11 protein-coding genes are annotated in these 11,975 nt (G+C 71.4%); 9 read left to right on the top strand and 2 right to left on the bottom strand.

Annotation, left to right across the window (positions count from 1 at the left end; all coding sequences use genetic code 11):
• Nucleotides 1-27 precede the first annotated feature (27 nt).
• The 9 genes from B4E97_RS18245 (at nt 28) to B4E97_RS18205 (ending at nt 10,016) form a co-directional block, all read left to right on the top strand.
• Nucleotides 28-768 (top strand): ArdC-like ssDNA-binding domain-containing protein, encoded by a 741-nt coding sequence (locus B4E97_RS18245; RefSeq protein WP_286961105.1) that lies wholly within the window; start codon nt 28-30, stop codon nt 766-768.
• A gap of 172 nt (nt 769-940) precedes the next feature.
• Nucleotides 941-2,065, top strand: coding sequence for an AAA family ATPase (locus tag B4E97_RS18240; RefSeq protein WP_286961103.1), 1,125 nt, complete (start codon nt 941-943; stop codon nt 2,063-2,065).
• Entirely contained in the window at nt 2,062-3,336 is a 1,275-nt protein-coding gene (locus B4E97_RS18235) for a DUF2201 family putative metallopeptidase (RefSeq protein ID WP_286961102.1), read from the top strand. Before B4E97_RS18240 ends, B4E97_RS18235 begins: the two co-directional genes overlap by 4 nt.
• Nucleotides 3,333-3,530, top strand: coding sequence for a hypothetical protein (locus B4E97_RS18230; RefSeq protein WP_286961101.1), 198 nt, complete (start codon nt 3,333-3,335; stop codon nt 3,528-3,530). The genes B4E97_RS18235 and B4E97_RS18230 overlap by 4 nt, the downstream gene beginning before the upstream one ends.
• Nucleotides 3,527-4,696, top strand: a complete 1,170-nt coding sequence (locus tag B4E97_RS18225; RefSeq protein ID WP_286961100.1) for a hypothetical protein — start codon at nt 3,527-3,529, stop codon at nt 4,694-4,696. Before B4E97_RS18230 ends, B4E97_RS18225 begins: the two co-directional genes overlap by 4 nt.
• Nucleotides 4,697-4,833: 137 nt before the next feature.
• A complete protein-coding gene (locus B4E97_RS18220; protein WP_286961099.1) occupies nt 4,834-6,006 on the top strand; it encodes an AAA family ATPase in 1,173 nt (390 codons plus the stop codon).
• Between the two features lie 132 nt (nt 6,007-6,138).
• Complete coding sequence (locus tag B4E97_RS18215) at nt 6,139-8,613, top strand: hypothetical protein (RefSeq protein ID WP_286961097.1); 2,475 nt, start codon at nt 6,139-6,141, stop codon at nt 8,611-8,613.
• Nucleotides 8,614-8,622: 9 nt separating this feature from the next.
• Nucleotides 8,623-9,303, top strand: coding sequence for a helix-turn-helix domain-containing protein (locus tag B4E97_RS18210; protein WP_286961096.1), 681 nt, complete (start codon nt 8,623-8,625; stop codon nt 9,301-9,303).
• A gap of 5 nt (nt 9,304-9,308) precedes the next feature.
• A complete protein-coding gene (locus B4E97_RS18205) occupies nt 9,309-10,016 on the top strand; it encodes a hypothetical protein (RefSeq protein WP_286961095.1) in 708 nt (235 codons plus the stop codon).
• On the opposite strand, the gene B4E97_RS18200 is transcribed toward B4E97_RS18205, so the two are convergent.
• Nucleotides 10,013-11,023 carry an IS481 family transposase gene (locus tag B4E97_RS18200; RefSeq protein ID WP_286961094.1) on the bottom strand — a complete coding sequence of 337 codons (1,011 nt, stop codon included), beginning with the start codon at nt 11,021-11,023 and terminating at the stop codon, nt 10,013-10,015. The genes B4E97_RS18205 and B4E97_RS18200 overlap by 4 nt on opposite strands.
• Nucleotides 11,024-11,305: 282 nt before the next feature.
• On the bottom strand, nt 11,306-11,839 hold the full coding sequence (locus B4E97_RS18195) for a hypothetical protein (protein WP_286961092.1): 534 nt from the start codon (nt 11,837-11,839) through the stop codon (nt 11,306-11,308).
• Nucleotides 11,840-11,975: the final 136 nt, after the last annotated feature.

Below are 11,975 nucleotides of genomic sequence, written 5' to 3'. Positions count from 1 at the left end.
CCTACCCCTGCAGCAGTCCCCAACGTCATGCTGATCCTGTCGGCCCGCCCGGACGCGACGCGTGTTGCGGGATATCGCACCTGGCGGCGGCTGGGCAGGCAGGTGCGCAAGGGGGAGAAGGGCATTCGGATTTTCGGGCCCCGGGAGTTCACCTCGACGCGGACCGATGAGCACACGGGGGAGGAGAAGACGAGCCGGGGGGTGGTGTTCCGGCCGGTGTCGGTGTTCGACATCTCCCAGACGGATCCGATCGAGGGTGCGTCCCTGGTCTTCGAGGAGCGCCCTGTCACGCGGCTGGCTGGCGCGGACGAGGGTCGTATCTTCGACCGCGTGGCGTCCTACCTCGGTGAGCTGGGGTGGACCGTGTCACGGGAGGTCATCTGGACCGGTCAGGACGGCTACACGACGCCGCTGGAGGGGCACCGGGTGGTGGTCGACGCGAGGTTGTCGGAGGCGCACGCGGCGTCGGTGATCGTGCACGAGGCGGCTCACATCGTCTTGGGTCACATCGAGGCGCTCGAGGACTACCGGCAGCACCGGGGGCGCTTTGAGGTGGAGGCGGAGTCCACGGCCTACGTGGTTGCGGGGCTGCTGGGGCTGGACACGTCGGCGTCGTCGACCGGGTATCTGGCGGGGTGGTGCGAGTGCGCCCCCGCCGACGTGTTGAAGGAGACGGCGGGGCGGGTGCTGAAGGCTGTGCAGACGCTTTACGGGGCGCTGGAGGGTGCCTGCGAGGTGGAGCCGGTGGAGGTCTCCGAGACCGTCTGACAGGGCTTGCAGCAAAGGGGGTCGGCACCTCGGCGCCGACCCCTTTCGCGGCGCTGTGAACGCGGCACTTGTGCCGGTGTTATGGCTTGTCGGTGGGAGTGGGGCTGCCTACGTTGGTTGGTGTCCACTCGTTGCGGGGGTGACTCCCTCGCTGGTCCTAGGAGTCCTGAGAATGACTGCTGCTACTGATCTTTCGATCGCTGCCGACCTGGCTTCCACGGTGACGGTGATCGATGCGTGCGGGCGGGCGCAGGTGCCCGTGCTGCTGCTGTCGGACCCTGGCATGGGGAAGTCCTCGCTCGTGCGGGGTCTGGCGAGCGCGGAGGGGTTGCCGTGCGAGACGGTGCTGGGGTCGATCCGGGAGCCTGCCGACATTGCGGGCTTGCCCGTGGTCGGTGCGAGCGGTGTCGTCATGTCCCCGCCCGCGTGGGCGCGTCGCCTGGTGGAGGCGGGAGCGGGTTACCTGTTCCTGGATGAGTTGACGACCTGTCCGCCTGCGGTGCAGGCGGCGCTGCTGTCGGTGGCCCTGGACAAGACCGTGGGCGACCTGGTGCTGCCCGGCGAGGTCCGGGTGGTCGCGGGCGCGAACCCGCCCGACCGCGCCGCCGACGGGTGGGAGTTGTCCCCGCCGCTGGCTAACCGGTTCTGTCACCTGGCCTACGACCCCAGCCCGCAGTCGTGGGCGGAGGGAATGACGGCGGGGTGGTCGGCTCCCCCCGCGTCGCGGGCTGTCGCGGCGGACAAGCTGCGTCGTCAGGCGAGCGTCGCGGCGGTGGTCGGTTTCCTCAACGTGCGCCCGGACCTGCTGCACGTGTTCCCTCGTGACGCCGCCGCCACCGGCGGGGCGTGGCCGTCGCGGCGCACCTGGGACATGCTCGCCCGTGCCCTGGCGCACGTGCGTGACGATGATGCTGCCGCCCGCGAGGCGCTGGCGGTGGGCCTGGTGGGCGAGGGGGCTGGGGTGGAGTTCTTGACCTGGTGTCGCGCGGCGGACCTGCCTGTCCCGGCGGAGGTCGTCGCTGACCCGTCCATCGTGGACTGGTCGGGCCGTCCTGACCGCACCTGGGCGATCCTGACCGGGGTCGTGGGGCACTGCGTCGCCCTGGGGACGGTGGAGGGCTGGGGCAAGGCGTGGGGGCCGCTGCTGCACGCCGCAGAGCACGGCGCGGCAGACGTTGCCGCCGCCGCCGCTCGCACTCTGGGCAAGTCCCGCCCGGCCAAGGCGAAGGTGCCCGCGAGGGTGGGCAAGGTGTTCGGCCCCATCGTGGCTGCTGCCGGGCTGGGTGACGCCGCGTGAACGCCCGCCCGTTCACCGCCGACGAGGCGCGCGCGTTCCGGCTGGGGCGTCTGGTTGCCGCCGAGTCCGTCCCCTACTTCATGCACGCCCTCTATGCCGTGCGCCCCGTGTCCTTGCCTGGCCTGGGCACCGTGGGCGTGGACGGCCAGTGGCGCTTGTACGCGGATCCGACGCTGCTGGTGGGACCGGACGCCTGGGATGCGCGCACTCTGGGCGCTGTCCTGGCCCACGAGGTGGGGCACCTGCTGCGCGACCACCACGGACGCAGCGTGGTGCTGGCGCAGCCTGTGAGCCGCCTGGCCTGGAACCTGGCGGGTGACGCCGAGATCAACGATGACCTGCTGGCGGCGGGCATCCCCCTGCCGGACGGGTGCGTGACTCCCGAGGGCATCGGGTGCGTGCCCGGTGACCTGGCCGAGCGTTACTACGACCACCTCACGCGGGAGAGGGCGCTGGGCGCCCTTGCGGCGCTGGACGACGGCGGTCCGGGATGCGGGTCGGGGTGCGGCGGCCAGGCGCTGTCCGGTGAGTTGCCGTCCGGCGGCGGCCTGCCGACCGAGGGCGGCGGGGACGACCCCGCCGCGCCGGTATCGGCGGCGGAGGGACGCGCGATCCGCCGCACCGTCGCCGCCGAGGTCGCTAGTGCCGTCGCCGCCAAGGGGCGCGGCAGCACCCCCGCCGGGGTGCAGCGGTGGGCCGCCGGAGTCCTGGCACCCCCGACCGTGCCGTGGGACCGGGTGCTGCGCGCCACCGTGCGCCGGGCCGTGGCCGACCGCGCGGGCCGCGTGGACTACACCTACCGCCGCCCCTCGCGGCGCACCGCGCCCGGCATCGTCAAGCCGAGCATGCGCGCCCCGAGCATCACCGTCGCCCTCGTCGTGGACACGTCAGGGTCGATGAGCACCCGCGACCTGGACGCCGCCATGAGTGAGGTGCAGGGCGTCCTGCGGTCCGGCGGCATCGCCCGTGACCGGGTGCAGCTCGTGGACTGCGACGCCGCCGTGGGCCATGCCCGGCGCATCCGGTCGGCAGCCGCCGTCGCACTCGCGGGCGGCGGCGGCACCGACATGCGCGTAGGCATCACCGCCGCCGAGCGGCTCAAGCCCTGCCCTGACCTGACCATCGTCCTGACCGACGGCTACACCCCCTGGCCCGACGCCCCCGGACGGTCACGGCTGGTGTGCGCCGTGATCGGGGATGCGACGCCGCCGCCGCCCCCGGCGTGGGCGACGACCGTGCACGTCCCCTCCGCAGCCCCGAGGCCGCAGTGACCGCCCCGCCCGCACTCGCCGCACTGGCGGCACGCCTGCTGGCCGGGACCGGCGTGGACCCCGCCGACGCCGAGGCTGTCGCGGCAGGCGAAAAGCCCGCCCACGGCACCGCCGCCGACGCACTGCGCGACGGATGGCGGGCCGCGCCCCCGGCACCCGTCCCTACCCCCAACAACCCCGGAGAGACCCCGTGAGCGCCGACTGGTACGACCTGGGCGGGCGGCTGCGCGCCGCCCGCTGCGGCCAGCCCATCGCCCGGCTGCGCCACGCGCCTGCACCCGCACCCGTGACCCCTGTCGCGGTGCGTGCACGCTCCACCCGCCACGGCGTCACGGTCGCCGCCGCGACGCCCGGCACGGGGGAGGAACACGCGACCGGGACCGACGCGCTGGACATGCTGCGCCGCATGGGCGTCACGCTGACCGCCCCCACGGCACCCACCCTCGTGATCGAGGACGGCAGCACCGTCGCCGCGCTGCACGGGCTCGCCCGCACGGTCGGCACCGCCCACCGCGCCGAGGACGTTGCCGCCGCCCTGGCCTGGTACGCCGACCGGGCAGACTACCCCCACGGTCGGGCGGTCCTGGCGGTGCCCCGCGCCTGCGCCGCACGCTGGTACACCGGCGACGCCCCCGACGCGGAGCGCACCGCCGCCACCTGGCGGCGGTGGCTCACCGTCCCGGACGACACCACCACCGGCATGCTCACCCTCGCCGGGATCGTCACGGCCGGTGACCCCTTGCCCTACCTGGACACACTCACCGAGGGCGACACCTACACCTGGGCACGTGCCGCCGACGACCACACGGCAGGCCGAGACTGGCGCACCCCGGACACCACGGCCCGCGCCGCGCTGGGTCTGCGCGACCGCTGCAACGCCGCCGACCTGTATGCCGCCGCGCTGCTGACCGACCCCCTGACGCGCCGCCGTGCCGTCCACACCGGCCACGTCACCACGGGCACCGCGCACATGCTGGACGACCGCATGAGACGGGTGCAGGTCACCTGCCCCCGCCTGGACTGCCGACTGCGCCCCGGCACCAAGATCACCGGATGGGTCGGCGCACCCGAGACCATCGTTCCCACCTGGACCGCCACCGTCGAGACCATCACGGCCACCGGCGGCACCTTGACCATCACCGCCACCGGAGTCACCGGCGCACACGCCCGCCCCACCACCGGGCAGACCGTGGCCCTGCACGCCGCCGCACCCGACCCGTGGCAGCAACGGCGCTCGCGGTCGGCCTACCTGCGGCTGTATGCCGACCGCCGGTCATGGCTGACCACCGGACGCACCCCGACCCCCACCCGCCGCGAGGTGCCCCTTGAGGTGCTCGTCGCCGGAGCAGAGCAGGACTGAGCATGCGCATCATCCCCAATACCCCCACCGCCCCCGAGCCCAGTGCGGCGTCAAGCTGCGAGACCGCGCCGTCGCCCGCCCCGGTCCCCCCGGCACCCGCGCCCGCGTGGCGGGCCAGGGCGATCCTGGACAATCCCGTGACCGCCAACGTCCTGCACGCCGCGTGGTCCGGTGACCCGCTGGTGCTAGTGCCTGCCCCGCCCGGCAGTGGCAAGTCCCGGCTCGTGGCGCTGCTGGCCGCGACCCTGGCAGACCGGGTGGGTCTGCGGGTCGGGGTCGCCGCGCAGACGCGCGAGCAGGCCGCAGAGTTGGCTCGCCGTATCGGCGCGCTCACCGATCACACCGTGCTCGGCTGGTCCAAGGGCCAGGCCCTGCCGGACCTGGGCGGGGTGCCCGTCACCGTCACCGAGGGCAGGTCGCTGCGCTATCCCGGCACCCGTGGCGGGGTGGTCATCGCCACGACGGCGCTGTGGCTCAACCGCGAACCCGGCGTGTTAGGTGCCGACGTGCTGGTGGTGGACGAGGCATGGCAGGCCACCTACGCCGACCTGGGCGCGCTGGGCGCGTTCGCCTCACAGGTCGTGGCCGTGGGTGACCCGGGCCAGATCGACCCGGTGGTGACCGGCGAGACGGGCAGGTGGGCCGCTAGCCGGACTGCCCCCCACCTGCCCGGCCCGGACGCGCTGCTGAGCGCCCACGGGGACTCCGCATCGGTGGTGGCGCTGCGGTACACCTACCGGCTGGGGCCGGTCACCACGGCCCTGATCCAGCCGGTGTTCTACCCCGCACTGCCGTTCACGTCCCGTCGCCCGCCCGAGCACGTCACGGACAAGGCCGGGCAGGTGCTTCCCGAGGTCGTCGCCGCGCCGGTGACCGTCACGGGCGGACCCGGTGACCCGATCCTCGCGCACGCTTGCGCGGATCGTGTGCGGGCCCTTGTCGGAGCCCGCCTGACCACCGGCGAGGGCACTCGTCTGGTGACCGCCGCTGACGTGATCGTCACGTGTGCGCACGTCAGCCAGGCCGGGGCCGTGCGGGCGCTGCTGGCCGACCTGCCCGACGTGCTGGTGGGCACCACCAATGCTGTGCAAGGCAGTGAGCGCGCCGTGGCGGTCGTGCTTCATCCCCTGGCCGGATACCGCGAGGTCACGCCGTTCGGCACCGACCCTGGCCGCACGTGCGTCATGTTGTCGCGGCACCGCGCCCACATGACGCTGGTCACCGACACCGCCACCCCCGAGGTGTTGGCGCGCAGCCAGGACCCCCACGCGCCCATGCATGGCGCACTGTTGGCCGGCCTCCCCACCTGAGGCCGGCCCGCCCGGCGGGGGCATTTGTGCCGGTGTCATGGTTCGTGTGAGTGTTTGTTGGCAGGCCAAGTCCTAAGTGTTCAGAGGTAGACATACAGCGCCAAAGGGTGTTCACTAGTGAACATGTCAGGGATGACCATCAGCCAAGCGCTCGCGCGGGTAGACAGTCTGCGCCGTGAGCGCCTGAGCCATCTGCGCATCGCAGCTGGCGCCCAGCTGCAGATGACCTGCCATCCTCACCCGTCAGCAGGGGTGCCCTTCGGCGGCCCCCTCACCGCGGCGGTTCCCCTCGCGGAGCAGCTGGTCGAACTAGAGCGATCGGGCCTGGTGGGAGACTGCTCGAGCAGCCAGGAGACCAGCGGCGAGGCTCGGGTCGAGCTGTGGGGGACAGGTCAGGCCCGGCAGGATTGGGAGACCCGGGTCGCGCTCAGTCTCGGCTCCCAGCAGGCGGCGGAGATCCTGAGGGCCGCCGGCGACCTGAAGAAGGCATCCTGGGAGCGAGAGCAGGCCATGGCCCGCATCCAGGAGAACGTGTGGGCCCTGAGCAGCCACAAGGCAGTGTCTGCCTCCGACATGATCCGCATCGCGCAGATCGCCCGGGCCACCTTCTACAGCATGCTCAAGGCCATGCCAGCCGGCTATGTCGCCCCCGCCATCCAGCGGGCCGACGAGCCGCACCTCGATTCGCAGTCGTCCTCCTCGACCGTGCCCGAGGCGCCGGCTCCCCGAGAGCCCGTGAGACCGGCCGAGGAACGCCCCCGCACCGTGGGGAGCGCCCAGCCCGTGCCCGAACTGGTGCGCATGCCGACGGGACACACCGCCCCCTGCGTGGTGTGCGCCACGGACGCGATCAAGACCCTGCACGGCGTCCCGATCCATGGTGGCCAGTGCCTCATCAACTACCTCGAGCGTGAGGTGCTCGCGCCGGCACCCACGCCAACTCACGAGGCATCACCGCCCCCCGCATCTCCAGCCCCCAGCGCGAGGAAAGAGCCCACGGTCAACCCCAGCCAGCCGGGACCTAGAGCCCGAACCAAGAAGCGCTTCCGTGCGCTCGCCGCGGCCCTGGATGCCGAGTGGCTGTACCTGCCCGGCGGGGAGAAGCACCACTGGCGCAGCGGACACCTGGGCGACCTGGCCGAGCTCACCCGCACGTACAACCTCGGTCACGGCGGCGGCAAGACCCTGCCCGCCCGTGGAGAGATCTACCTGTACCCCGGCGCCCTCGAGCGGCTCGGGCTGCCCGCCACCGTCGAGCTCGACGACATGCTCCTGGGGGACGAGCGAACCCGGAAACAACGCGAGGCGGCGTTCGCGCCCTTGAACGAGCTGCCGGCCGTCGCCGCCGCACTCGCAGACGGGTGGGACCTCGGGGCCGGACGCCTGGACGCCATCGTGCGGATCCAGCACGAGGACCACCGTCGGGGAGCTCGGCTCATCTTCGTGCCGTGGAGCTGGCTCGCAGGCATCCCCCTCTTCACCGATGACGAGGGCCACCTCGTCGACCCCGGCACCCTGGTGGACCGCGCCCAGCAGTTCGCCGACCATGTCGGCGTCCCGTTCAACAACACGGCGGGCAACACCGGCTTCGACCTGATCGACCACACCCGACCGCCCCGCGCCAGCGCCGACGAGCCGATGCCCGACAGCGGCGCTAGCCCGGTCAAGTTCGAGGCCGGCGAGATCCCGCCCTTCCTGCGCGACTCGCGCGACACCCGGTTCACGATGATCGAGTCCAACTACTCCTGGTGGAGGCCGTGGGCATCACTGACGCCCGACGACCGCGCTCTGACCTACGTTCACGCTTACGACCACCGCAGCCACTACCTCAACCCGTGGGGCAACGTATACCTCGGCCTCGAGGGGCTGCAGCACCTAATCGGCAGCGACGCGCGCTGGAGCGGCGACGAGCGCGCCAGCTACTACCTGGTGAGCCGCTGGGACCAGGACTGGCCCGACTGGCGCCTCCCCGACCCGTTCAACGCGCTGCCAGCCGTCGTAAGCAATGACCGCGTCTGGGTGACCTCCCACACGCTCAAGCAGCTCGACAAGCTCGCGCCCGGCCTGACCGACTCGCTGACCTACCACGAGGCCTACACCTGGAAGGTCCAGGCCCAGTACCTCGCCGGCGCCGCACGGATCCTGCGAGACGCCCGCAACTCCGCCCCCGAGCCCGTCGCGGCCACCGTCAAGGCCGTGTACTCCAGCACCACCCAGAAGTTCGCCTCCAGGGACCTGATGCCAAACCACCACCTGCGTCGCCCCGACTTCCGCGACATCATCCAGGCCGCCAGCCGCACCGCCATGGTGGCCACCATCATGGACGGGCACCAGAACGCGGCCGCACCGGCCACCCTGCTGGTCGCAGACCGCGACACGCTCGTCTACGCCAGCGCCGACCCCGACCCACGAAGCGCCTGGCCAGGACGCCCCGACAAGCTCGAGGACCTCCGCGGAGGCTGGCGCCCGATCGGAAGCGGACTCCTCGCCCAGTGGGGACCCACCGCCCTCGAGCCTCGAACCGGGCGCTGGCAGTATGCCGCTCACATGGGCCTGCTGAATGGGGTCCCGGGACGAGCGCCGCAGCCCACCTCTCAGCCCCGCTAGGAGCCTGCGATGCCTGACGACCAGCTGCCCCTCGACTTCGGGGGATCCAAGCCCCGCGCCCGCCGTGTCAAGCGCGTCCAGCCCCCCGCGCAGCCTCAGCCGATCGCCCCGACCGAAGAAGAACCGCCGTCACCTCCGTTGCAGGGGACGCCGAAGGACCAGCAGAACCACGGCCGGCTGTGGGACTCCCTGCGCGGACGTCCGGTCCAGCCTCGCCCGAAAACGATGCTGCGGGACCTCTTCGGCCGTGGCGCTCGCAAGAACTCCGCAGACACCGCTGCCGCAGCCGAGGGGCTCGACGTGTCGCGTGGGACCGTTCAGCGCTGGATCCGGAACGGCAAGCTCCCCGAGCGCGGCCGGTCCGCAGCGGCGGACAGGGCGCGTGACCTGTGGGCGGCCAGTCCCGCGGGGCGCAAACGCGCCGTAGACCCGGCCATGCGCAAGGCCTTCTATGCCGGCCAGCCCATCTCGGGCCGAGTGAAGGCCAAGGTGACGGTCAGCGGTGGAGACAGCCGGCGCAACAGCGCGCGATCGTTCAACTTCGACCTCGATCCCCAGGCAGCCGCGGCCGTCATGGACGCACTCATGGACGGTGACCCCGAAGCTACCTCCAACGCGTTCATCGACGGCGTTGCCGCTGGCTTCGGCGGCTCGCTTGACCTCGAGATCGACCACATCACCTGGAAGTGATGGCCGTGAACGAAGCCAGCCTGATCGACGAGACAGCCCTGCCGCTGGCCACACCGGCCACGGCCGACCTGGTGTGCTGGCTCCGAGCCGCCTACCCACCCAAGGAAGGGCGCGGCATCAACGAAGCCCGCGTCAACACTGGCCGCCTCGCCCAGATCCTCGAGGTGTCCCCCCGAACCATCCAACGCTGGCTCGCCAAGCCCGACGATCTGGTCCTCAACCGCGCCGCACTCACCAGGCTTCGCCGCTACGCCATCCTGCGCGGACACGGCACCATCCTGTGGCCCGAACATGACCCAGGCACGGCTCGCCGCATCGCCAACCTCGCCCAGAAGTCACGCCGCTCCTGGGAGATCTCCAAAGATGCAGAGCTCGTCCCGGCCGACGACCCGAAAATGACCAATCCCTGCACGGTCCTCCAGTACCACGCGCCCGAAGCGATGGTGATCGGGATAGCGACCGGCGAGCCCAAGGAGCGCAAGCGCAAGCTCAAGGCGCAAGGGGCCGTGATCATCGACGAGGTCACCGTGCCCAACTACTACGCCGCCCAGGTCATCAAGTACGCCGCGCTCGAGCTGGCCGGCACGGAGGTGTGCCTGCCGCCGCGGACCCTGCTCCCCACTGGGCGTACCGAAGTCTGGCGTATCCGTGCGGGAAGTGTGGACCTTCGCAGCCTCGCCCGCGAGCAGCAGATCTCGTGGACCGATGTCTAGATGTGATGCCCAGACAGGTTGTCCAACCTAGTGATGGGGGCGACCTTGCCGATCGCTGAGTGGGGCCGGTGGTGGTTGTACTGGTGGACCCAGGGTGCCAGGGCTGCGATCCGGTCGGCTTCGCTGGGGTAGAACTTCTTGAAGGCCCACCCGTCGGCCAGGGTGCGGTGGAAGCGTTCGATCTTGCCGTTGGTCTGGGGCCGGTACGGGCGGGTCCTCTTGGGGGTGATGCCGAGCTCGGTGCAGGTGTCGGCCCACAGGTGGGAGCGATACGCGCCGCCGTTGTCGCTGATCACCCGCTTGACGGTGACGCCGCGTTCAGCGAACCACGCGACCGCGTTGCGCAGCACCAGCGCTGCAGTCTCCTTGGTCTCGTCGTCGTGAGCCTCGACGTACGCGACCCGGGAGTGGTCGTCGATGACGGTGAGCAGGTAGCAGTTCCCGATCAGGGGCTGGCGGTACTTGCTTCTCGGGACGCCCGTGCGTGCCGACGTGGCAGCGCGATGACGCTGACCCGCGGCGCGTCCGACGTACCGCCAGCCGCCGCCGTCGGGGACCTTGCCGAGCTTCTTGACGTCCACGTGCAGCAGGTCGCCGGGGTGGTCGTGCTCGTACCTGCGGATCGGTTCGCCGGTCGCCCGGTCGAGGTAAGACAGCCGGTGCAGCCGGCACCGGGTCAACACGGCGTGCACGGTGGATGCGGGGACGCCGAGCAGGTCACCGATCTGGACCGGTCCCATCCGATGTCGCAGGCGAGCTCGCACGATCTGGCGGACCAGGCGTGGCGGGGTGCGGCGGGGTTGGTGATGGGGGCGGCTGGACCGGTCGAGCATCCCGGCGCTGCCCTCCTCGGCGTACCGCTGGGCCCACTTCGCTGCTGTCTTCCACGACACGTCGAACCGTTCGGCGGCCCGGGCGATGGGCCACCCCCGCTCGACCACGAGCACCGCCAGGCGCAGGCGCGCGCGTGGGGTCAAAGCAGCATTGGCATGGGTAGCGTGAGACACGAAGACCTCCTGGTCGCGGAACGGAACCCTCAGACAGCTCCACTCCACACCGGGAGGTCTTCGCCTGCCACCAGATCAGACCGTCACATCGCAACGACTCGACCAACGTGCCTGGGCATAACACGATGCTCACCATCAGGAGGTTGATGGCCACGGCCGCCTGCAGCCACGGACGCTCCGCACCCGCAACGTCCCACATCCACCACAACATGCCACCCAGCAGCCCGAAGACCACCAGGGCCAGGGGCGCCGAGCGCGTCACTATCAGCGACGGGCGCACCATCACGCCACGGGGTCCTTTCCATCGGGGTGATGTTCGGTGTGTTCGTGGCCCGCGAAGTCTTCTCGGCAGGCGTCCTCCCAGTTGACGGGACAGGGGTCCTCCCCTTTAGCGGGCAGGTTCTTGTTGCACCAGGCGCAGCGGCTGTATTCCCAGCGCCACGGGTCGTCGGCGTGGAGCTTCCGGCGCAAACCCAAGGCCCTCGGGCTCGAGTGTGACGAGGCCCACCGAAGAGTCGGGTAGAGCGAGGCCCCACGCCGGTAGAGCTTGGCCCCGATGCCCAGGCCGGCGTACTGCTCCCACCGGTCGTGGCCACCCTGCTTGGAGTAGATCACGCCGATGCCTGGGCGGCTCGTGTCCGGGGCGAAGACGGCGCCGAGTCCCGAGCGGGTGTGAGTCACCACCAGGCCGGGATGCCAGTAGGCCATGCCGGGTGCGGGTTCTTCCATCTCGTCACTGCTTGCGATCGCGTGCAGGGCCGCGATCCGGTCCTGCACGCAGGTGATGACACGTTCCGGGGTGATCAGCTCGGCCACGCCAGGCAGCTCGCCATAGGGGCTCTTCCGACTTGAGCGTGGGGTCATGGGGTGAGTCCGCCGGCGATGAGCAGGCAGCGTAGGCGGTAGTTGTCGCGGTTGCGGAAGCCTCGGACGATGCGGCGGTGGAGCTCGA

The sequence above is a fragment of the Arsenicicoccus sp. UBA7492 genome, assembly GCF_002479615.1.
GTDB classification, from domain to species: domain Bacteria; phylum Actinomycetota; class Actinomycetes; order Actinomycetales; family Dermatophilaceae; genus Arsenicicoccus; species Arsenicicoccus bolidensis.
This window is presented reverse-complemented; position numbering and strand designations above follow the sequence as displayed.

Excerpts from the sequence above, each read along its gene's own strand:
- B4E97_RS18210 (WP_286961096.1), top strand. The coding sequence starts at position 8,623 with ATGCCTGACGACCAGCTGCCCCTCGACTTCGGGGGATCCAAGCCCCGC.
- B4E97_RS18240 (WP_286961103.1), top strand. The coding sequence starts at position 941 with ATGACTGCTGCTACTGATCTTTCGATCGCTGCCGACCTGGCTTCCACG.
- B4E97_RS18215 (WP_286961097.1), top strand. The coding sequence starts at position 6,139 with ATGACCATCAGCCAAGCGCTCGCGCGGGTAGACAGTCTGCGCCGTGAG.
- B4E97_RS18245 (WP_286961105.1), top strand. The coding sequence starts at position 28 with ATGCTGATCCTGTCGGCCCGCCCGGACGCGACGCGTGTTGCGGGATAT.